20 protein-coding genes are annotated in these 23,233 nt (G+C 38.3%); 8 read left to right on the top strand and 12 right to left on the bottom strand.

Annotated elements, in window-relative coordinates:
- The first annotated feature begins 49 nt into the window (after window positions 1–49).
- From N7931_RS15395 to N7931_RS15380, 4 genes are all read left to right on the top strand, one after another.
- On the top strand, window positions 50–1,051 hold the full coding sequence (locus N7931_RS15395; protein ID WP_262795239.1) for a LacI family DNA-binding transcriptional regulator: 1,002 nt from the start codon (window positions 50–52) through the stop codon (window positions 1,049–1,051).
- A 97-nt stretch (window positions 1,052–1,148) separates the two neighbouring features.
- Window positions 1,149–2,099 carry a carbohydrate kinase family protein gene (locus N7931_RS15390; RefSeq protein ID WP_262795238.1) on the top strand — a complete coding sequence of 317 codons (951 nt, stop codon included), beginning with the start codon at window positions 1,149–1,151 and terminating at the stop codon, window positions 2,097–2,099.
- Window positions 2,100–2,313: 214 nt separating this feature from the next.
- On the top strand, window positions 2,314–3,915 hold the full coding sequence (locus N7931_RS15385; RefSeq protein ID WP_262795237.1) for a pectate lyase: 1,602 nt from the start codon (window positions 2,314–2,316) through the stop codon (window positions 3,913–3,915).
- Window positions 3,899–4,570 (top strand): LamG domain-containing protein, encoded by a 672-nt coding sequence (locus N7931_RS15380; RefSeq protein ID WP_262795236.1) that lies wholly within the window; start codon window positions 3,899–3,901, stop codon window positions 4,568–4,570. The genes N7931_RS15385 and N7931_RS15380 overlap by 17 nt, the downstream gene beginning before the upstream one ends.
- Window positions 4,571–4,585: 15 nt before the next feature.
- Here N7931_RS15380 and N7931_RS15375 read toward each other — a convergent pair whose 3' ends face one another.
- The 3 genes from N7931_RS15375 to N7931_RS15365 all read right to left on the bottom strand — a co-directional run bounded on the left by N7931_RS15375 (window position 4,586) and on the right by N7931_RS15365 (window position 8,202).
- On the bottom strand, window positions 4,586–5,407 hold the full coding sequence (locus N7931_RS15375; protein WP_262795235.1) for a 2-keto-4-pentenoate hydratase: 822 nt from the start codon (window positions 5,405–5,407) through the stop codon (window positions 4,586–4,588).
- Between the two features lie 130 nt (window positions 5,408–5,537).
- Entirely contained in the window at window positions 5,538–6,941 is a 1,404-nt protein-coding gene (locus N7931_RS15370) for a sugar porter family MFS transporter (protein ID WP_262795234.1), read from the bottom strand.
- Window positions 6,942–7,059: 118 nt separating this feature from the next.
- A complete protein-coding gene (locus tag N7931_RS15365; protein WP_262795233.1) occupies window positions 7,060–8,202 on the bottom strand; it encodes an ABC transporter ATP-binding protein in 1,143 nt (380 codons plus the stop codon).
- Between the two features lie 166 nt (window positions 8,203–8,368).
- Here N7931_RS15365 and N7931_RS15360 point away from each other — a divergent pair, with 166 nt between their 5' ends.
- Window positions 8,369–9,142: a hydratase gene (locus N7931_RS15360; RefSeq protein WP_262795232.1), complete on the top strand. Its 774-nt coding sequence runs from the start codon at window positions 8,369–8,371 to the stop codon at window positions 9,140–9,142.
- A gap of 16 nt (window positions 9,143–9,158) precedes the next feature.
- On the opposite strand, the gene N7931_RS15355 is transcribed toward N7931_RS15360, so the two are convergent.
- Together N7931_RS15355 and N7931_RS15350 are read right to left on the bottom strand one after the other, a co-directional pair.
- Window positions 9,159–10,370, bottom strand: coding sequence for an MFS transporter (locus N7931_RS15355; RefSeq protein ID WP_262795231.1), 1,212 nt, complete (start codon window positions 10,368–10,370; stop codon window positions 9,159–9,161).
- 160 nt (window positions 10,371–10,530) lie between these two features.
- On the bottom strand, window positions 10,531–11,448 hold the full coding sequence (locus N7931_RS15350; RefSeq protein ID WP_262795230.1) for a DUF1542 domain-containing protein: 918 nt from the start codon (window positions 11,446–11,448) through the stop codon (window positions 10,531–10,533).
- Window positions 11,449–11,686: 238 nt separating this feature from the next.
- Here N7931_RS15350 and N7931_RS15345 point away from each other — a divergent pair, with 238 nt between their 5' ends.
- Window positions 11,687–12,781, top strand: a complete 1,095-nt coding sequence (locus N7931_RS15345) for an alpha-hydroxy acid oxidase (RefSeq protein WP_262795229.1) — start codon at window positions 11,687–11,689, stop codon at window positions 12,779–12,781.
- Here N7931_RS15345 and N7931_RS15340 read toward each other — a convergent pair whose 3' ends face one another.
- From N7931_RS15340 to N7931_RS15315, 6 genes are all read right to left on the bottom strand, one after another.
- A complete protein-coding gene (locus N7931_RS15340) occupies window positions 12,782–13,462 on the bottom strand; it encodes a Fe2+-dependent dioxygenase (RefSeq protein WP_262795228.1) in 681 nt (226 codons plus the stop codon).
- Window positions 13,463–13,561: 99 nt separating this feature from the next.
- Window positions 13,562–15,787, bottom strand: a complete 2,226-nt coding sequence (locus N7931_RS15335; RefSeq protein WP_262795227.1) for a TonB-dependent receptor — start codon at window positions 15,785–15,787, stop codon at window positions 13,562–13,564.
- Window positions 15,788–16,266: 479 nt separating this feature from the next.
- Complete coding sequence (locus N7931_RS15330) at window positions 16,267–16,719, bottom strand: Fur family transcriptional regulator (protein ID WP_262795226.1); 453 nt, start codon at window positions 16,717–16,719, stop codon at window positions 16,267–16,269.
- An 11-nt stretch (window positions 16,720–16,730) separates the two neighbouring features.
- On the bottom strand, window positions 16,731–17,315 hold the full coding sequence (locus N7931_RS15325; RefSeq protein ID WP_262795225.1) for a DUF2796 domain-containing protein: 585 nt from the start codon (window positions 17,313–17,315) through the stop codon (window positions 16,731–16,733).
- Between the two features lie 20 nt (window positions 17,316–17,335).
- Window positions 17,336–17,962, bottom strand: coding sequence for a DUF1826 domain-containing protein (locus tag N7931_RS15320; protein ID WP_262795224.1), 627 nt, complete (start codon window positions 17,960–17,962; stop codon window positions 17,336–17,338).
- A gap of 2 nt (window positions 17,963–17,964) precedes the next feature.
- The gene (locus N7931_RS15315; protein WP_262795223.1) at window positions 17,965–18,408 is read right to left on the bottom strand and encodes a MerC domain-containing protein; all 444 of its coding nucleotides are present in this window, start codon (window positions 18,406–18,408) and stop codon (window positions 17,965–17,967) included.
- Window positions 18,409–18,538: 130 nt separating this feature from the next.
- Between N7931_RS15315 and N7931_RS15310 the strand changes: the two genes are divergently transcribed.
- Window positions 18,539–20,920: a TonB-dependent receptor gene (locus tag N7931_RS15310; RefSeq protein WP_262795222.1), complete on the top strand. Its 2,382-nt coding sequence runs from the start codon at window positions 18,539–18,541 to the stop codon at window positions 20,918–20,920.
- Window positions 20,921–20,953: 33 nt separating this feature from the next.
- Window positions 20,954–22,324: a 5-methyltetrahydrofolate--homocysteine methyltransferase gene (locus N7931_RS15305; RefSeq protein ID WP_262795221.1), complete on the top strand. Its 1,371-nt coding sequence runs from the start codon at window positions 20,954–20,956 to the stop codon at window positions 22,322–22,324.
- Between the two features lie 78 nt (window positions 22,325–22,402).
- Here N7931_RS15305 and N7931_RS15300 read toward each other — a convergent pair whose 3' ends face one another.
- Entirely contained in the window at window positions 22,403–22,966 is a 564-nt protein-coding gene (locus N7931_RS15300) for a DUF1439 domain-containing protein (protein ID WP_262795220.1), read from the bottom strand.
- Window positions 22,967–23,233 lie beyond the last annotated feature (267 nt).

The raw sequence follows: 23,233 nt of genomic DNA, 5'->3' as shown, positions 1-23,233 counted from the left end.
TTAATTTAGTATTTAATGAATCTCTACTCATTCTTTAGCTGATAAATTTATGGTCACAATTAAACAGGTCGCTGAGTTGGCTGGTGTTTCGTTTAAAACGGTTTCACGGGTTGTGAATAAAGAACCGGGTGTAAAACCAGCTAATATTGTTAAAGTAGAAAAAGCCATTCAACAATTAGGTTACCGGCCAAATAAAGCTGCCAGTTTAGTTAGAAAAAAACAAAGTGATATTATTGGTTTTATTTCAGATGAAATATCAACAACACCCGCTTCAGTTGCTATTTTAAAAGGCGCGCAGGATATGGCGTGGGAAAAAGGAAAAACCTTAATGGTATTTAACCTCGATCCTAATAATCCAGATAAAGATAAATTATATGAAGAATGCCTACAACATAGAGCAGAAGGCATTATTTATGGTGCCATGTATCATCAAGCAGTTAGTTTTTCAAAGCTATTTAAAACCCTGCCAACCGTTTTAGTTAATTGTATAAGTACCGATAACGACTTTCCTGCGATAGTGCCTGACGATGAACAAGCCGGTTATTACATTACCAAACAGCTTTTATATAAAGGTTATCGAAAAATTGCTTTTTTAAATTTAAATCCTCAAATAATAGCTGCCAAGCAACGCCAACAAGGATATATAAAAGCACTTAATGAATATGGAATTGCAGAGCAAAATAGACATATCAGCGCAATTGAAACGGTTATAAATGGAGAAACCATTAATATAGCCAGTAAAGTTGCAAAACAGGTGATTAGCGAATTTAAACCAGATGCGGTTTTATGCGGTAAAGATTTAGCCGCGATCAAAGTTTATTTTGTTATTGAGCGTTTAGGATTAACGGTTGGAAAAGATATTGGCGTTGCCAGCTTTGATAATTGGCATGATATTCCTGAAATTTTAGAGCCGGGTTTATCAACTATGGCTCTACCCTACTATGAAATGGGACGCTTGGCTGTTAGCCGTTTGTTATCTGAAATAAAAAAACCAGGTGATATTTCAGAATATAAAATGCCTTGTCTGTTGTGTGATCGAGCCTCTTTTTGATAGCACAACAAGAAGACAATATAACAACGTTGTCCAAAATTTCAAAATAATGCATAATTATAAAATGTTAATATTTTGGTAATACAGGAATCGAACAATGAACGTGGTTTGTATGGGTGAAACTCTGATTGATTTTGTATGCACAGATCAGAATACCAGCATGGCTGATTCTACTCATTTTATAAAAAAATCTGGCGGTGCTCCGGCTAATGTTGCAGCTTGCATTGCAAAACTTGGCGGTTCAAGTTTATTTGCAGGTGCGGTTGGTCATGATCCGTTTGGCGACAGCTTAATCAATGAACTAACTCAATATGGTGTCAAAACTGAATTTATTAAGCGCAGTTTAAAACCAACAACAATGGCTTTTATTTCTTTAATGGCTGATGGAGAAAGGGATTTTGTATTTAATCGGGGTGCAGACTCTGATTTTGATTTAACTCAAACCCAAATTAATCAACTATTAGATAATGCTATTTTGCATTTGGGTGCAGCCACCGCATTGTTAGGGGATACTTTATATCAAACCTACCTTAAAACGGCTCAAACCGCTAAACATAATCAACAGCTCATTAGCTTTGATCCAAATTACCGAGTGGATTTATGGCCTAACCGCTTAGCTGAGTTTATTGAAAAAAGTCTTGAGTTTATCAAATTGGCTGACATGGTTAAGGTAAGTGAAGAAGAGCTAGAGTTACTCACAGGTCAATCAGATTTAGCTAAAGGCTGCGACCAGTTACATGAGCTAGGGGTAAAAATAATTACGGTAACGATAGGCGCCAAAGGTTGTTATTTATCGACTGTAGCGCAAAAATCAATTATCCCGGCCTATCAAATAACTCCAATCGATACTACAGGTGCAGGAGATGCATTTATTGGTGCGTTATTATTTCAATTAGCACAACAGCCAACCTCTGATTACCAAACTTTATCTGAATATGTTTTATTTGCTAATAAAGTTAGTGGTTTAGTATGTGAACACTATGGCCCAATGACAGGTCTTAATGATTACCAAACCATTATAAAGACAACACGAGCGCTAAAGCAGTAAAAACAGTACAAATTTGAGCCGGACAAAACTCCGGCTTTTTAACTTTTTTACCGTACAATTAAAAGTTAAAAAAATGTTTTATTTATTAAAACTTTGATTAGAATATCTCCTCATCAACTTACCTAACCTATAAAAGTTCCAGTATTAAAGGCGACCTATTTTCCAGCTTTTAATAAAACATATCCGATAACAACCTTATTTTAAGAGGTGAAATGTGAATAAAACTAAAGTATTAATAATCCGCCTGTTTACCTTGCTCAGCTTAGCTATGCCCAATATGTTGCTTGCCAGTGAAGTATCCAAAGTTGATGTCACAAAAACAATGCAGCGCGCAACTCAATTTATGACAGAAACCGTGAGTTATCAGGGCGGATATGTTTGGTCTTATTTACCGGATTTTTCCAGACGCTGGGGTGAAATGGAAGCCAAACCCACTATGGTTTGGGTGCAGCCACCCGGCACTGCCACTATGGGGCATTTATATTTAGATGCTTACCATATCACTCAAGATGAAAGCTATTACAAAGCAGCACAAGGCGTTGCATCTGCGTTAATTAAAGGCCAGCATCCAAGTGGGGGCTGGAATTATATGTTTGATCTGGCGGGTGAAGCATCGTTAAAACAATGGTACAACACCATAGGCAAAAACGGCTGGCGGCTGGAAGAATTTCAGCATTATTATGGCAATGCAACATTTGATGATGGCGGCACTTACGAAGCCTCGGTTTTTTTACTCCGGTTATATTTAACCAAAAAATCACCTGAGTATCGTCAGCCTTTATATCAAGCGATTCAGTTTGTATTAGACAGCCAGTACCCAGTTGGTGGCTGGCCGCAGCGTTTTCCACCAGCAAAAAGTTACTCAGTAAAAGGGCAAGCAGATTATTCAGCTAACATTACCTTTAATGACGATGTGGCAGCCAATAATTTAAAATTACTCGCTTATTGTTTAAAAACGCTGGACGATCCTAAACTTAAACCCAAATTAGAATCGGCCATATTTAAAGCGATGGATGCGTTTGTTAAACTTAAACTCCCCATACCACAACCGGGCTGGGCGTTGCAATACACTCAAGATTTTAAACCGGCATCTGCCAGAAGCTATGAACCAAAATCCGTTTCGACCTCAACCACAGTCCATAATCTTTATTTATTAATGCAGTTTTACCAGCTCACCGCAGATAAAAAATACCTCACAGGCATAATGCAAAGTATCGACTGGCTTGATTCGCTTAAACTCGCGCCTGAGTTAATCAAAAATGGTCGAACTCATCCGCGTATGGTAGAAATAGGTACAAATAAAACTTTATTTTTGCACCGCAGCGGCTCAAATGTAACGAACGGTAAGTATTATGTGGATTATCAGCCGGAATATCAGATTGCACATTATCCATCGATTGGCCGCATTGATACGCAAGCGCTTAAACAACAGTATCAATCCCTAATCCAAAATCCATTACCGAAAAACAAGCAAACATCTAATTTACTAATAGATAATTTACCCAATCTACCCGATTTATTTGTGGTAAACCGATACGCTAAAAGGCAGGATAAAACCATTGCCGACATTATAGCAGCGCTCAACCAACAAGGTTACTGGCCTGCTCAAATCGACTATATTACTCACCCATATCTTGGTTCTGCGCCAGAAAAAATCGCAGACGGTGATTATCGCACCAGCTTTGTTGGCGATAACTACGACACGTCACCTTACCCAAATTCACAGCCACTCACCGGCATTACCTTAAAAGAATACCTTAAAAATATGAGCAGTTTATTAACTTATCTGGAGGCACAAAATGCGCAAACTCACTAAATTATTCGGCGGTTTTATTGGTTTAATACTAAGCTGGCAATTACAAGCAAGTGATAACCAAAACTGGTATTTTAACAATTTAACCAAAGTTGGTGGCTATACCACCAAACTTGAGGGGCAACCTAAAATAACCGAATCTGGCAACAGCGTTTTATTCAACGGCAATAATGAGCGCATGCATTTAGAGGGGAATATTATTGCCGGTATGCAAGCGTTTACTTTAGAGCTTATTGCAAAACCGCTCACCCCAACCGAAAAGGGCAGAGAGCCAAGAATTGTCCATATTGAAAACCCAGAGAATCCAAAACACAGATTAACCTTAGAGATGCGCTTTAATGATAAAAACGAGTGGTATTTAGATGCATTTTTAATGGATGGTGACTCAAGATATACCCTAATCGACAGCCAATTTACGCATCCGATTAACCAATGGTTTAATATTGCGATTACTTACCAAAACGGCAAATTCAGTTCATTTGTTAATGGCAAACAAGAGCTAAGCAACACAGTGCAATTTTCGCCAATGGCAAAAGTTGCCCACACCTCAGTTGGCGCACGAATGAATCAAGTGCATTATTTTCATGGTGAAATCAAACAACTCAGAGCGACTAATCGAGTATTAACTCAGGCAGAAATGCTTAAAGTCATCCCCTAGTAAAAAACTGGCCGATTAGCAAAAATCGGTCAGTTTAATGTTAAGTTGTCCAGCCAAACCAAAATCGACAGTAGAACATGATCCTGCTTTAGCTTCGTGCACACCAGTAATTGCGCCGGTACAAATTAATGCTCCACGTTTTAAACTAATTTCACGCTCTGCGCAGCACTCAATTAAATAGCTAAATGCGGCCATAGGTCCATTCAACACGGCATTGGCTGGCGCTTGATTAATTAGCTTATCGTCAATCCAAACCTGAGTTTGAATATTTGCAATAGTCTGCTGCCAGTTATCAATTGCAGCGCCCACTATCATGCCATTGTTATTGCCAAAATCGCTGATAATTGCAGCTGGGCCATAGTTATTTAGATCCGGTACTGGGCTACTGGCAATTTCAATGCCGGCATATACATTTTTTACCAAATGGGTTAACTCTGCGCTGGTATCAACTGAGCCGGGCGCAATATCTTCTGCAACTTCAAAAATGAGCTCAGCCTCAACTGCCGCAAATCCTTTGGCAAAAATAGGCACTTCCAGCACTTCACCATTTGTATGCGCAGCTTTTAAAAAATGGCACAAACCTTTATAAATTGGCCCCATCAAACGCTCTGCGCGATATTGCTCGCGTAAATGCTCAGGCACAACCCCAACTTTCCAGCCAACTAATTCATCCTGATAATCCGCCATAGATAAATCCTGAATTTGATAAGCCTGCTCAAGTGTATCGGGCACAGGCTGAGGAAACTCATTCAGTGCACGCTGTGCTTTACGGGCAGATACTAGCGTATCCGAAAGTCGTTGAATATCTTGCTCTGTCAGATTATTAGTTATTGGCATACTATGATCTTATTATTAAATATATAGGTTTATCATAAATCACCTCAAGTTAAATACCAAGAATAACAGCCGATGTTAATTAATGAAATCGGCTGTATAAATACGTACTTAAAAAGTAATTTAATTTACACTACTTATAACTATGCGCAATATCCTCTAAACTTCGTCCTTTAGTTTCCGGCATTAAAAACACAACATATAACAGCTGTAAAACCATCATCCCCATGAAAAAGATAAAAATATGACTTGCACTAAAAGCGCTTAAAGCCACCGGCATAATTAAGCTGATTAAAGCAGCAAATACCCAATGAGTCCCCGAACCTAAAGCTTGACCTTTTGCCCGTACTGAATTAGGAAAAATTTCTGCAATAAATACCCAAATGACAGCGCCCTGACCAATAGCATGTGCAGCAATAAAGCCAAATATGGCGATGACAACAATCGTACCTCCTTGCCCGCCAGAAAATGCCCAAGCGACAATACCTAGAGATAAAATATAACCAACAGAGCCAATTAGCATTAATGTTTTTCGCCCTAGCATATCAATTAAATACAGACCGGCCATTGTAAAAATTAAGTTAGTCAGACCAATCCCCGTACTTGACAATAAAGAAGCACTAGCATCTAAGCCTGCCATTTCAAATACCCTAGGCGCATAATATAAAATAAAGTTGATACCAGATAGTTGATTAAAAAAGGCTAATAGAAATGCCAACATAATAGGAAATGAATATTTTTTGCTGAATAAACCTGCATGGGCATTTTGTTTTTTTTCTTCAATAATATCTGAAATTTCATGTGCGACATTATGAGTTTCTACTTGATTTAATACTTGCTTAGCTTGTTTAATATCAGTATCAGAGGTTTTACTTTCTTTAATTTCGCTAATTACCTGATCAATATTTTGCTCCCCAATTTCAGTTAATATCTTGCGGCTCGTTTGAACATCATTTTTATGTAAAATCAACCAGCGAGGACTTTCAGGTACTTTTAATACCATCAGCAAATAAACTACAGCAGGTAAAGTTTCTATACCTAGCATTAAACGCCAATCCCAATCAGCAAAACCAGAAATAAAATAATTAGAGACAAAAGCAATTAAAATTCCAAATACAATTTGGAATTGATAAAGAGCAACTAATCGACCTCGATGTTGAGCTGGCGCAACTTCTGAAATATACGCAGGCACAGCGATAGAAGATATGCCAACGCCAATCCCACCTATAAATCTTAATATAGCAAACGTATATTCATCTGTGGCCAGTGCACTGCCCAAAGCTGAAACCGAATATAAAACCCCAATCAATATTAATGTTATTTTTCTGCCTAAACGATCACAGGGAATACTGCCAGTTAATGCACCTAAAACAGTCCCCCATAGAGCTGATGACACAATAAAAGTACCATGTTCAAATGGCGAAAGTTGCCATAAATTTTGAATTTTTTGCTCTGCACCAGATATAACTGCTGTATCAAAGCCAAATAAAAAGCCAGCAACAGCTACCGTTATTGACCATAATAATAATTTAGACATAACTTATCTCTTAATTTAGTAGAAACATATTAATTTCCCCCTAAATATAACAACGTTGTCTTTAAATGCAAGTTAAAATTAACCTCAATTTATTAACAGAGCAACCACAGCTGACAAATTAAACTAACCGAATACCAGTTTTATTATCAAATAAAAAACATTTTGAATGCTCAAAGTATAATCTTCTAGTATTTTGCATGTTATTAAATTCCTCTTGATAAGGTAATTTAACGACTATAGGGTGCTTGTCGTATAGAAAATAAAGAATACTTTCCGAGCCTAATTGTTCATAAGTATCAAAATCAACTTCAAGTATCTCAGCGCCATTGGGCTGTAAATGCAGTTGCTCAGGCCTGATAGCTAAATCAACCAATTGCCCAGCTTCCAATTTCAGTTCATATTTAAATTGATTGTTAAAACTTAGTTTTTTCCCTGAATTCAGCTGAATATCTATCCTATCTTCATTTATGCGGTCAATTTTAGCTGGTATAAAATTCATTTTCGGAGAACCCAAAAAGCCTGCTACAAATTTATTTTCTGGTTGATTATATAATTGAAGTGGAGTCCCAAATTGCTGTAAATTGCGTTTATTTTTAGTATTTAGCGGAGCAAATACAGCGATCTTATCCGCCAGAGTCATCGCCTCAACCTGATCATGTGTGACATAAATCATGGTTGTTTTAAATTTTTTATGCAAACGTCTAATTTCTTGACGGGTTTTAACTCTTAGTTCGGCATCCAGATTTGATAATGGCTCATCCAATAAAAACAAACGAGGCGATTGAATCAAACACCGACCAATTGCTACACGCTGTTGTTGGCCTCCAGATAGAGCAGCTGGCCTCATCTCCAGTAAAGCTTCAATTTCTAAGACTTGAGAAATCTTTTCAACACGTTGATTAATTTCTTTTTTTTCTATTTTTTTTTGTTTTAAGCCAAATGATAAATTTTCTCTGACTGTCATATGTGGATATAATGCGTATGACTGAAACACCATACCAATTTGTCGCTTAGCTGGTGGAATATCATTCATTAAATCACTATCAAACCAGACATCGCCACTGCTTGCGGAATCTAAGCCTGCAATAATTCTAAGCAAAGTAGATTTGCCACAACCAGATGAACCAATAAAGACGACCAACTCGCCAGAATCGATGGATAATTCAACCTGATTAAGTACAGGTTTGTCTTCAAAAAATGTTTTACTGATAGAGTTTAATTTGATAGCAGTCATAAAAATCACAGGCTCATATTCAATCATGAGTGTTTGTTGTTACTCATAAAAACAAGGTTGTCTTAGATTTAAATAGACTATCCGAAATAAGCAATAATTAACAGCTTGATAACACATATTTACTACAAGCTAAATACAAGCTGATACTGTATATTAATACGCAATACAAAATATAACGATTGGATAATTTAAAATGACTTCAAGCACTCAAGCCGCACAAATTTTGCTGGCAAACCGAATAACGAATCCACAATTTACTACACTACCAGCAGATATTTGCCCACAATCGATTGATGATGCATTTGCAATTCATCGTCAAATGGAAACAACCCAAACCATTGCGGGTTGGAAGTGTCTATTACCGCCGGATGATGAAAAAGTCATTGCAGCGCCTATTTTTACCAAAGGCAATATCAATACCGCAACTGACACAGCGGATGAACTCACCTGCCAATTAATAGCCGATAAAAACTTAGCCCGTGTAGAGCCAGAAATCGCTTTTATTTTAGCGGCTGATTTACCGGCAAGATCTCAAGCCTACAGCGAAGCTGAAATTAATAACGCCATTGCCAGTGCCAATATGGCACTTGAGTTAATGCAAGACAGATACGCGACTGACGCCACCCCTAGCTTTTTTGAGAGATTAGCCGACTGCATGTTTAATCAGGGTATTTTTATTGGCCCAGAGCTTAATTTAGAACAAGCAATGCAAACCAATCAAAACCAAATAAGCATTCAGCAAGCCGGAGCAGAACAAGTTTTTGCCGGTAAACACCCTAACGGCGCAGCGATAAACCCAGTTTATTGGTTTGTTAACTATATGCGTGAAAAAGGGGTTGATTTAAAAGCCGGTCAGGCCATTATTACCGGCTCGTTTTGTGGCATCGTGGAGCTTGAGTTTAATCAGCTAACAACCATTAATTATCAAGGATTAGGTGAGTATAAAGTCACCTTTACCCAAAAGTAATCAATCTCTATTCGGGTTAAGCTTTTGCTTTGCTCGATTTTAAGCGGCGCAGGTCTTTAAAATACCATGCGCCCGCAGCCGCAACTAAAAGTGCAGATACTCCGCCATATAAAGCAGCATTAACCGCACCAAACGCCGCCGCCGCGCTACCGGCTCTAAAATCGCCCAGCTGATTAGAACTGGCAATAAAAATAGAGTTCACCGCACTAACACGCCCGCGCAGTTCATCTGGCGTATTATGTTGTACGACAGCGCCGCGAATAACCACACTAAACATATCTGATGCGCCATAAATAAATAACGCGACCGAAGCCAGCCATAACGAATCAGCCAACGCAAAAAATAAAATAGATAACGCAAAAATAAATAAGGCAATAAAAAGCGTTTGTCCGGTATTGTCAAAATCCTGCTTGTACTTAGACAAATAAATTCCGGTTAACACAGCCCCTACCGCGGGCATAGCTCGCATCAATCCTAACCCTTCAGCGCCAACGTTTAAAATATCTGCCGCATAAACCGGCAATAACGCAACCACACTACCCAGCATCACCATTAATAAATCTAACAATAAACAGCCAAATACACTGGGGTTATGTTTTAAAAAATGAAAGCCGCCTAAAACCACAGCCCACGAACGAGCCACCTGATTACTGGCTTTAATTGCCGGTAACAATGTAAAGCTCAATAAAGTAAATAACGATGCCCCCACCAATAGCCAATAAGTATCAAACGCCATTGATGCCACCAATAAACCCGCGATAAAAGGGCCAACTGTAGTTGCTAAATTCCACACTGTGCTGCTAATTGCAATGGCTTGATTTAGTTTTTCGCTAGAGACAATATTAACCAAAGCCGCCTGAATAGCCGGAGACATAAAAGCTTTAACCGCACCAGATGCACTCAGCAGTAATAATAAATGCCATTTACTAAATTCGTCGGCATTCATCACCAGTGCAATGCCAAATAAAATAACGCACTGACATAAAGCCCCGGCCACTAAAATCTTTTTGCGCGATACATGATCAACCACCCAACCCGTCACCAAAAATAGCGCCAGCACAGGGGTAACCTGAAATAAACCGACTAAAGCTAAATCGAAAGGATCACCGGTTAACTGATATAAATGCCAGCCCACCGCCACTAATAAAGTAGATTCAATTAAACTAAATAGCGCCCGCCCGACTAAAAAACGCAAAAAATCGTTAGATTGGCTTAAAACTTCGGCCATAACATACCTTATAAAATTGACTGGCAAGTATCATAACTAAAATTTTAGCGGAATAAATCTTAACTTAATCTATCAACACGCATATACAGGGCATAAACAGCGCTGATATTTAATGACCTTTTGGCATAGACACTGAAGTTATTGAATCTAACGCACCAATCTAAAATAGCTGATTTTCTTGCTCCATTAATCGTTGTTGTGCTTGTTCTAAAATAGCTTCTTTTTGTTTTTCTAATGCGTTAATTAAGTTTTGTTTTTGCTCCGCGGTTAAATTTTCATCCTGACTAATCGCGGCTATTTTTTCATCCAGCTCTTTCAGCTTTTCCCTATTAATACCTAATTTGGCATCCAACAATAGCTGTAATACTTCATGGGTTTGAGAGGTTGAATCAGGTGATTTATTACTCTTTTTATCGCTATAATTGGCTGTGTTTGAGCTTTGTTCACGGCCTTTTGCAAGCTGCTCTTCAAACACACTATAAAAATCTTTCAGCATTAAATTATATTGGCTCCAGCCTTCGAGATTGACTCTAAAGTCTAAATTGCTATAAAGTTCGTCAAATAAAGCTTGGGTATTCGCTTCATTCCATTGCTCAGTTGCCGGTAAATGATGTTGTTTTTGCATACCATCCATTTGCACGCCATAAATAGCAATATGCATTTGTAGTGTTAACCTAACGCTTTCAGATTCAGATAAACCTTGGGTAGCTTGTTGCCATGCCGCTTTTACATAATCAGGTGCGTTAACCGGTGGAAAAACAATCGTTTTTCCGATCCCAACCTCAACCAATCCATCGTTATTTAAATCAACCACGTCACTTTTATCTGGTTGTTTAAATAAATTAATTGTGCCCTCTTGTGATAAATTGGCTGGATTAATTGAACTTGCCAACGCATTGGCCTGCTGCACTAATTTAAGTTCACTTGAGTTTAAGTGAGCTAAATAATCAGCATACCCTTGCTCATGTTGAGCTGCTTGGTTGACTATATGACTAAACTGATTAATTTGTGTTTGATCAAGCCCCCTGCGTTGTAACAAAGTAATAGAGTTTTGACTGAGTTGAACCGACGATAACATATCAACATCCTTGGTTATTATTTGCCGCTTATTTGATTTAAACGGCTAAATATTGCCAGCTTTAAATAAAAAACTTAGCGTTACGAATTTTAAATAAATCATCAGCAATAAGCTTGCCATTAGCCAAATTAAAACTGGATTAAAAACAGTATTTGATGCTTGTTTTGGCTTACCCCTGCACCTCAAATAAGATAAGATAAACCTTAAGTTAACTCACTGATAAAAATAAAATAAACCGATGAATACTGGCTTTTTAAATCAAATTCCGCGTGAAATTGCTGCGCTTGACGATTATGCAGCTTATGCAAAAAATAATTTATCCGCCGAAGCTTGGGCTTATATTGCAGGAGCATCGGCAGATGAATACACCCTTGAATATAATGCCAAGGCCTATTCAGAGATTAAATTGCTCAATACTGTATTAACCGATGTAAGCCACGGCCATACCCAAACTCAATTATTAAATGAAACTTTGGCTCACCCGATTATTACCGCACCGGTTGCGTATCAAAAACTGGCACATCCAGACGCTGAAATCGCCACTGCAATGGCAGCGCAGGCACAAGATGGTTTATTTGTATTAAGCACACTAGCCAGTACAACAATTGAGGATATTGTGCAAAAAACGCAAGGGCCACGCTGGTTTCAGCTTTATTTTCAAAACACTAAACAACAAACGTTGGAACTGATACAACGCGCAAAAGCAGCGGGGTTTAGCGCAATTATGGTGACGGTAGATTCGCCCATTAATGGCTTGCGTAATCGTGAACAGCGCAGTGGTTTTAGCTTACCCGCTGGCGTAGCTGCGGTAAATTGTCAGCAAGTGCTGACACCTAACCCAATAAAACAAGGTGAAAGTCAGGTTTTTCAGGGGTTTATGAGCAAAGCACCTAGCTGGCAAGATATTGAATGGCTCATGAAAAATACCGATTTACCGGTATTAATTAAAGGCATAATAAACCCAAAAGATGCCCAAAAAGCACAGCAAATTGGCGCCAGTGGTATTGTGGTTTCTAATCATGGTGGCCGGACGTTAGATACCTTACCCTCACCAATAGAGGTTTTACCACAAATTGCAGCAATCACTGACTATAAACTACCGCTCATTGTTGATAGTGGCATTCGCCGTGGCAGTGATATTTTTAAGGCGATTGCTTTAGGTGCAAGTGCGGTGATGATTGGCCGTCCGATTTTTTATGCCTTGGCAACGGCTGGTGCTTTAGGGGTTGCCCATGCTATTCGTTTATTAAGGGATGAGCTGGAACTCACAATGGCGTTATGCGGTTGTGCAACATTGGCTGATATTTCACAAGATGCAATTTGGCAAAAATAGTTAAGTTTCAGACCATTGCCGCAATAAATTATGGTACACCCCACTTAGCCTAACTAACTCTGGGTGTTTTGGATTTTCGGCGGTTAACGCCTGCACACTTTGATCTAAATCGTACAATATTCTGCGCTGTTCATCACTGCGCACTAAACTTTGTAGCCAAAAAAATGAAGCTAATCGGCGACCTTTAGTCACAGGTGTCACTTTATGTAAGCTGGTTCCGGGATATAAAACCATATCGCCAGCAGCAAACTTTATTTTCTGCTCGCCGTAAGTATCTTGAATTATTAACTCTCCGCCTTCGTATTCATCCGGTTCAGATAAAAACAAAGTCATAGATACATCGGTTCTGATCTTAACGGCTGCGCCTGCTACCCGACGAATACTGTTATCAACATGATAGTCAAATTCGCCGCCGCCCTGATAACAATTAAACATCGGCGGATAAATTTTATTTGGTAAACCGGCTGCCAAAATTTGTTGATTTTGAGCCAATACAGATAAAATAAAATCGCCTAACTGAATTGCAGTTTGTGAGTCTTCCGGTAGCTGTAAATTGTGTTTAGCCAATTTAGCATGATGTCCAGCCGTGATAGCGCCATCTATCCAGTCTGCACTTTCCAGAATTTGTTTGCACTCACTAACCTGTGCTTTATTTAGAAAATTTTCAACTTTTATCAGCATGCTCAAACCTTAAAATTCAATTTTTAAAATACAAAAACCGGATCAGATGATCCGGTTTTAATTGCTAAACCATGAGTAAAACGATTAATTAACCGTTAATTAAAAATCATATTTAGCATAAACAGAGAAGCTGCGTGGATTACCCGGACGGAAATGACCTTTAGCGCTGTAATCTGTTACGTATTCTTCGTCGGTTAAGTTATCAACATTAAGCTGAACTTTTAATGCATCAGTAAATTGATAAGACGCCATAAAGAACGCAGTTGTATATGAATCAACCGTGAAATAAGCGCGGTTTTGACGCCAGAAAGTTTCACCAGAGTTGTAATTTAAACCGCCACCTAAGCTTAGTTTATCATTCATACCTGTGTAAGATAACCATAAGCTTGCGGTATCATCTGGTGCGCCTTGTAAACCATTACCAACTGAGTCGGCTGTTAAATCCTGTGTAATTTCGGTTTCAAGACTAACATAACTTGCTGAAATAGATAAACTTTCAGAGAGTTTACCTACTGCACCTAACTCAAAACCTTTCGACTCTTGTTCACCTGTTAAATAATAGTTAGTGACAGAGTTACCTTCTGAATCGGTTAAACGCTCTGAATCAACTACTTCTTTTTTGGTGCTAAAAATGGCAGCAGACAATAATAACTGTTGCTCAAATAATTCCCATTTTGTCCCTAACTCAATCGTTTTTGCATTTTCAGGGTCAAGGTTGTTTTGGTCTGCGTTAGTCGATAAAGCAAGTTCAGTTCCCGGAGGCTGCTGTGCATCGCTATAACTTACATATACGTTAGCATTTGCCGACAATAAATAACTAAAGGCAGCGCCATAACTTAAAAAGTTTTCTTCCGCATTTAAGCCTGAACTACATACCACAGTACCACGGCCACTACAGCCTGCGCCTTCAATTTCAAAGTTATCGTATCTGGCATTTAAATCAATTTGGAATTGCTCGCCTAACTTAATGGTATCAAAAGCATAAATTGCAACTGTGCTGGCTTCACCAGTGTTGTTATTACCATTACGCTCAAGACCACCACTAACTTGAATATTATTATTTAAGTTAAACGGTTCAATTGTTGGGTTATCCAGTACGTTGCCGTTGGCATCTGAATAAACGTAATTTGCATCTACGCCATAGCTAGTTTTTTCTTCTTTCGCGTACTCAACACCTACCACTAAATCGTGGCTAATGCCTTCGCCAACAAAGCTCCAGATGCTGTCTAACTGAGTAACAAATAAATCAGTTTCTTCATCTAATGCTTGTAAACGAGTTGCATTTAATAAATGCGCTTCGTCACCAGAGTTCCACCACGGGCGGCCTAATACAGATTGTTTTTCGTTAGATGCTAAACGGGTTTGGCTGCGTAATGAAACCGTATCGTTTAATCTGTGGTTAACCGTTAATGTGTACATTTGAGTGCTAACTTCTTCAAAGTCACGCCCTTTTACACTGTAGTAACCGTCCCACATATCTGAGTTGATTGGACCTTCTGCTTGGCCTGTTGCGGTAGCTGCGCTTTCAGTTAAAAACGGTAAACCTAAAACAGGTGTATTATCCTGCTCCATCATAAATAAGTCTAAAGTCACATCCGTTTTTTCACTTGCCTGATATAAACCAGAAACAGCCAAACCTAAAGTTTGATAGTTTTCTTCACCGTTATCAAAAGTATCGCCACCGTCGGTATATAATAGGTTAATACGGGCTGCTGTGGTATCAGAAACTTTTTGGTTAATATCCGCAGTAACTCGGCCAGTACCAAATGAATCGGCACGTGCAGTTACAGAGTTAAATGAATCTAAACGTGCACGTTTGGTGCTTAAATTTAAGCTACCGCCACCTGTTGAACGACCATCTAAACTACTGCTTGAACCTTTAACCACTTCAACTTGCTCGTAGTTAAATAAATCACGGCTGTAACCGGCAATATCACGAATACCATCAACATAAATGTTAGAGCGTGCGTCAAAACCACGAATTGAAACTTTATCGCTGGCAGAAACAACCCCACCGCCACCTTCACCACCACCAAACGTAGAAACACCTGCTACGTTTCTAAGTGCATCATTTAGGCTGGTTACGCCCTGATCTTCTAATACTTGAGAAGAAATCACATTAATCGTTTTTGGGGTATTCGCAATTGATTGAGTGAATTTAACATTACTGCTTTGATCCACTTTGTAACCATCTTCTGAAATGGTATTCGCTTTAGTGGTTTCTAATTGTTGGATTTCTTCTGCGGCCACCATAAAAGGAATGCAAAGCGCAACTGTTGAAGCAAGTGTTGTTTTAGTAAAGTGTTTAAATGTTTTTGAGTCCATTGTTGTATTCCAAGTATTTTTAAATGTGTTATCAAAGACAGTGTCAATAAAATGGAGCGCTAATCTAACGCCAAAACAACAACAATGCAAATAATATTAATTATCATTTGCATTAATAAAATTTACTTATGAATAATCTCTGCAAGATAAGTTTTAACCACTAAAAACGTATTTATTACTTTAACTTTGATAAAATAATGTAAATATTAAATGGATTTATTTAACAAGAATTAGTACGGATTGATATTCGCGCTATTAATGACCGAACCTGTTTCGCAAATAATTAATGGTTGAAGTGAATAAATCAGGTAGGGTTAATTAAAGTTAAATTCATCCAAAGGCAAAATACCAGTTTATATTGGATAACTCTTTGTAGTTAAATGAATTAGAGTTAACACCTCAATACTCTCATTAAATACAATGAATCGATAGAAGATACAGTGGTTTAAACAATTCGAGTATAAAAACCGAATCTATATTTAATTTTGGCATAAACTGCAAATACAGCTCATCTCAATTTGTTTTCGAGTTAAACTCAAATTAACATCTGTGAGCTTCACTGTCAGTTTATTGATAATATCTGAATCAATTAAAATCACTTTTACGGCTTTACATTCACTACAGTACAGATATTGGGTTAGTTGTATAGCATGGTCACTCTTACTTGCATGGCAAGCAACATACCGGTTGGCAATTTCCAACTTAAATACCAGGTTCTGTTCAACTAAAAATTCCAGAATTCGGTATACAGACATCGGAGGAAATCGCACATTAAACTCAGTTTTACAATACTCGATGATTTCATAAGCAGACAAAGCTTTTTGAGATTCCAGCAGCGCTTTTAAAATTAGCCTACGTTTATAAGTAAAACGTTCGTTGTTTGCTTTACAGAGATATTCAGCCTGATTCAAAAAATAGTTTGAGCTATCCATAGCATTTCCTGTCAGTTTAAATTAATCGTAGTTGAACTAGTATTGAGTTCAGCGACTCCTTGTCCTGATTTTGCAATCCAAAAAGCTTTTATGTGTTTAATATATTGAAAGTATTCAAATAATTTTACATTTACTCTGGTTAGTTCTGTTCCTGAATTACATTTAAACTGGTATCTAGCACTCACCTCACTATGTAAAGGCGCTTGTGATTCGTTTTGATGTTGATCACGTTTGGTCACTGGCTCAACAGCCGAAAAGTCGAGTTTGATTGCTGTCTGTTGACAATCAGCATTTTCAAATACAAACATTTTATTCGCATTTATAAGGTGATCTTTAGCCTGTTCGACCTCAGCTATTTCGGCAGTTGTATGCGCTCTGTATTCAAAACCGAGTAAATTAATAGCTGGTGAATTAAATTGTATTTCCAGCTTATTGTGTTCAACAATTAAATTAAGTTCAGCTACTCCATGCACATGAGGTGAATGACTTGTATGTATATGCTCATGAGCAATAGCAACATAACTCAAGCAACATAGATAAGGTATTAAACCAACCATAGCTATTTTTTTAAATAAATCAGTGACCTGAATAACCATAAAACACTCCCAAAAATAAATTAATGTACAATATCCAAAGTTAAAATTAATCGTTTTTCGCCTGCTTTTAGCTCTGGAGATCTATGCACTAAACCCGCATTTTGATTATTCGGCCAACTTTCTCCTTTTAATAAAGCAACATCTCCACTACTTAATTGCGCAATATGATGACTTTCAGCAGTCTTTAAATCTAAACTTAAACGATCAACTAACTCATTCGGTAACCATTGCGTACCACTACCAGCATAAGTTGTAATTAAACGACAAGGCACTTTATCAACATGAAATTTAGGGCACATAGCCTGATTTAAAATAGCCATGCGTAAACCAGCTTGTTTTAAATCAAATAAACAACAAAACATATCAACTAACAGAGTCATATCTGTAATGAGTTCTTGTGCACATTCAAATTCATCTAAAGTCGGATAAATATCATCATATAAACTGTCGGGCGTGACTTGCCTGATTAGTTTTAAATGCTTATCGGAATCTAATAAAGTATTAATATTTTTGACTAAACTGGCTGGTAAATTGCGTTTCCAGACCGATAAATTGCAATGTTCTTGATAAATGTTCGTTAATACGTCCACATTTTCAGATTCATTACTCAAGCGAAGTTTTGACGGTATTTGTATCACAGGTTCCATTATTATCTCGACTCATCAATGGGTTTAATCTGGTTATGATTCGCTGAAAGTTTAATTTTACAATCGTGATATTTTCGCAATTTATAGTTTTGATAATGGGCGTAAGCAATCAAAATTGTGGTCATCACAGTTAAAGCAAGCTCAAGAGTTTCTCCTAAAAAATCATGCCCAAACACAGCAATTAGAGTCAGCATTAATAGCCCTGCCAAACCAATAGTTAATACTTTGCCATTTTTATGGTGTTGATAGCCTAAGGTTAGAGCTACTAGCCCTAGCGGAACAACAAAATACAGTAAAAGAAGGTGAAAGGTTTCATGGTCGACACTCAATAAAGTACCTAATGATGGCACTACAATTAAAACAAAAGGTAATAATAAACAATGAATTAAACAAACAGATGAGAGAAAAATTGCCAACTTATCACTTAAAAACTGGACTTTAGTCATTTATAAATCCTTACATGAATCGAAACAGCCATCACTCAAAAATAAATAAAGTTTACATGGCTTGCCTTTGCAATGGTTACAATATAACATAAATAAACGTTATAACATAACAATTTAATTGGAGAGGTTAATGTATCATAAGAAACGGATAGCAATAGCAGTTGCTGCGCTATTTCCATTTGTATCTGCTGCGCAAAATCTAAGCGGAGTAGTATTAAATCAACAAGGAAACCCTATCGCCAATGCCAGAGTTAAAGTCGAAGGCACCCCATTTTCAGCCAAAACTAATGAACAAGGTCAATTTCAGCTCTCTAATTTGCCGATTGGTGAAAATGAGCTACATATTTTTGCCAAAAATTTTGCTCACCGCCATCAGCATGTAGAAATACCAAAGCAGGGCTTAAATCAATATATTATTAAACTCAACCGTTCGCCGATTGAAGTCATAGATGTAGTGGCTTCACCGGTTCATTTGTCAGTCATGGAATCGGCCACTCCGGTTAATGTGATTGCCGGTGAAACATTAAGGCAGCAACAAGCTGCAACTTTAGGTGACAGTTTAGAAAAACTCGCCGGTGTACATACTAATTTTCATGCAAATGTTGCCAGCACTCCCATTATTCGAGGCTTGAGCGGCCCACGAGTGATGATTGCACAAAATGGTTTAGATGTGGGCGATGTTTCACGCGTCGGGCCAGATCACTCCGTGTCATCTGAGGTTTCAACCGCACAACAAATTGAAGTATTACGCGGTCCAGCTACTTTGTTTTATGGCAGTGGCGCAATAGGTGGTGTGGTTAACGTTGTCGATTTTAGAGTGCCAGTTGAAAATACAACTCAAGGCGAATGGCTACTTGAAGCCAGCTCGGTTAATGACAAAAAATTAGCCGCGTTTAATTTAACCACAGGGTCAGACTCAGTTGCTTTTTATGCTGATGCCCATTGGCGTGAAGCCGATGATTACAAAGTGCCTACAGCTGAAGGCAAAATTGCCAACAGTAGCGAAGAGTCTAATGGTTTTACATTAGGCAGCAGTTATTTATTAGATAATGGTTATCTCGGTATTGCAGTTGAGCAATTTAACCGAGAATACGGTATTCCGGGGCATACCCATGGTGAAGTAGAGAGCGATGCAGAAGAAACTGCCGAAAATGTGTATGCTGATTTAGAGCAAACCCGAATCCAATTATTAAGTGAACTTAAATTAGCTAACTCAATTTTTAATCAACTTAATATTCGCGCCGCAAGCACTGAGTATGAACATGCCGAAATAGAAAATAGCAGCGTAGGGACTGTATTTGAAAACTCAACCCAAGAATTACGGGTAGAGTTACACCACAATCCGTTTTTTGACTGGAAAGGTGGATTGAGTTTCCATTACAAAAATAGTGATATTTCAGCCAAAGGCAGCGAAGCATTTACGCCACCATCTGAATCACAAACGTTTGCCATCGCCTTAATGGAAGAAAAACATTTTGGTGATGTTTTAGTGCAATTAGGCGCAAGAGCAGATCAAGTTGAATTAACCGCAAATCAAGTTTTATTGCCTGAGTTGGCAGTACATGCTCATTCAGATGAAACCGAAGAAGAAGAGCACGACCATGATCATGACAACTCTGGTTACACTAGTGTGTATCGTGTTGAGCAAAAATTTACCCCTGTAAGCTTATCAACTGGATTCGTTTGGGATTTTACCCCTGGCTATAATATCGGGCTTTCAGTATCCAGATCTCAGCGCGCCCCTTCAGCATCAGAGTTAATGTCTTTTGGTCCACATATTGGCACAGCCTCGTACGAAATTGGCTCATTATTTAATTTTCATCAGCACGGAGATGAGACCCACTTTGAACTTAATCAACAACCAGTTGAGCTAGAAACTGCAAAGAATATTGATTTTACCTTACGTAAGACTCAAGGCGATTTAGGTTTTGTCTTTAACGCTTTTTACAATCAGGTTGATAACTATTATTACCAAACAGCAACTGGCTTATATGCAGAAGTGACACATGATCATGCAGAAGAAACAGATGAACATAATCATGATCACGAACATGCCTCTGAATTACCGGTTTATTTATTCCAAACAGATGATGTTGTTTTGCATGGTTTTGAAGCCCAACTCGCATGGCAAATCACAGATGAATTTAAAACCAGTTTATTTTCTGACTATGTTCGCGCCAAATTAAAAGATGGCGGTGATTTACCACGTACTCCTCCGTTACGTTTAGGTACTCAGTTTAGCTACCAAACCAGTCAATTAAATGCACAATTGGATATCACTCGATATCAAGAGCAAGATAAAATTTCAGATTACGAAACCGTCACCTCGGGTTATACCCTAGTCGATGCCAATATCGCTTATGACTTATCTTTATTTAATTTAAATACCGCTTTGTATTTAAAAATAAATAACTTAACCGACAGCGAAGCCCGAGTTCACACCTCATTTTTAAAAGATTTAGCGCCACGCCCCGGACGTAATTTCACCGCCGGTATCCGTGGTTATTTTTAATCGAAAAATTTAAACAAAAAGGAATATACGCAAATGAAATCTTTTCAGTTAAATTTATTAGCCGCAGCTGTAAGCGCGTTTATGCTATCGGCTTGCGGTGACGCAGAAACAACCATTGTTGAACAAGATCCGATTGAAGTGCCAGAAGATGATCACGATCATGACGATGGCTATAGCATTGAAAGTGCGGGTCGCTTAGCTATTTTAGCAAGCGACAGCAATGAAGCGCTTATTTACGATTTGGACGATAACAGCTTGCTTGGCAATTTTGCTCTTACCTATAGCTCCAGTAGTTTGTCTTCATCGGCAGACTTTCGTTATGCGCTGATCTCAACCCGCGCTCAGGATCAAATTGAGTTTATTGATGGTGGTTTATGGCAAGAAGATCACGGTGATCATTTACATGCTTACCAACAAGCGCCTACTATGTCTGGTTACACACTTAATGGCAGCCGCCCGACTCATCTAGTCAAACACGATGGTAAATTAGCAGTTTTTTATGACGGTAATGCAGAAACAGGGGAAGTCGCTTCAGTACAAGTTGTAACTGATACTGATATTGCCAACCAAACTCAGTCTTTACCTGTGCTTAATTATAGTGTGAATATGCATGGTGTTGCAGAGCCAAGCGAAGACTATTTAATTGCCAGTATTCGCCGCGATGATTCTCTCAGTACCTCAGCAAATAAAGTATTACCAGACCAAGTTGGTGTATACCATTTACACGACGGTGAATATGAGCATGAGCATATTTTTGAACAAAGCTGCCCAGATTTACACGGCGCAGCACAAAATGAAGAATACCAGGTCTTTGGCTGTAGTGATGGCATTTTAGTCACCCAACAAAATGGCTCTGAATACAACTCAGCAAAAATCGCCAATATATCAGCATTAGATGGATTAAGAGTGGGTTCGATTTATGGGCATCACGAACTAGAATCCTTTATTGGTGTAGCCTCTGTCCATGGTGGTGGCGCAGCCATTTTGGTTCACATTAACCCACACGATAATGAAATGGAAACAATTGATTGGCAACCACAAACCAGCGCACAACCTTTAGCTTACTCATTTACGGCTGATGGCGAACACTTTTTGATTTTAGATAATCAAGGTTATTTAACTTTGCTCAGTGAACACACACATGATGATCACAGCCACTGGGAATTCGATAGCCGGATTGATATTTCAGAGCAAGACATTGCGAATATGCCAGAAGGTTTGTCATTTAGCATGACCATTTCACAAAATGATCATATCGTTTATATAGCCGATCCAATTGCTCAGCATATTTTGCAAATCAATTTGGAGTCAGGTGAAACAACAGGTGAGATTGAGCTTAACTTTGCCCCGAAAGCGATTAGCTGGTTGGGTATTGCAGCAAGCGAAGATGAACACGACCATTAAGACTTAACAACTAACCAGTCGCAACACTTCATTGCGGCTGGTTTTTGCATTATATTCTGATCATTTTGCAGATATCGATTAATTATTAGACGAAACAATCTTATCAGCCGCTTTATTATTTAAGCCTAAGGTGACAATCAGTTTTTTGTTTTTAACTTGAACTGATTGTAAAAAGGACATAGCCAGCTTTTCATCTTGCTTAGTTTCATCCAGTTTATATACCGGATAAGTAGCCAGAATATTGGCCACTGCCATTTGGGTAATATCTTTCACATCAGGCAAATAAGCATCTGGTAAGTTTTTTATGGTCAGCTTTTCAACTTTTGGATTCTTGAAGAAAAAAGCTGCTGATTCAGGATCATAAGTTAAATTGCCGATAATTCTAGTCGTACCGGTACCGGTTAAAGAACCTAAAGCTAATGCATCGATCTGGCAATCTATTGCAATCAAATCATCACCAGCCGATAAATCAACAATTGGACGACTCAGCGTTAAAGTGACTAAAAAATTGCCTCGTTCAAGTGGCATCATTTCATCAACTTTAGTTTGCAGTTGTGCCTGAGGGATTTCAAGCGTATAAGAAAAAGCCAAAGCTTTAACAGAGATGAGTAACAGAGTTAAACCCGTCAAATATTTGCGCACACATACTTCCTTAAAAATGATTGCAGTAAACAGTTATATTTTTACACTGGTCAACGCGAAGAGAAAGCAAGAACGTTTGAAACTGTGTGCCGATTCTCAAAGAAAAAACCGGTAAAAAAAGCGGACAAGTTTTCACTCATCCGCTTTGCGATTTTCACTTTGACTTAACAGATTTGCTAACCGGTTGGATTTCTCCAAACCTGTGACAAATCATATCAATCTACACATTATAGGTAGTTGATGCTGTATCACCACCACGGCCTGTCC

Source organism: Catenovulum sp. 2E275, from assembly GCF_025515275.1.
GTDB lineage: Bacteria > Pseudomonadota > Gammaproteobacteria > Enterobacterales > Alteromonadaceae > Catenovulum.
Note: the sequence above shows the minus strand (reverse complement) of the source record. Positions and strands in the feature narration are given on the sequence as shown.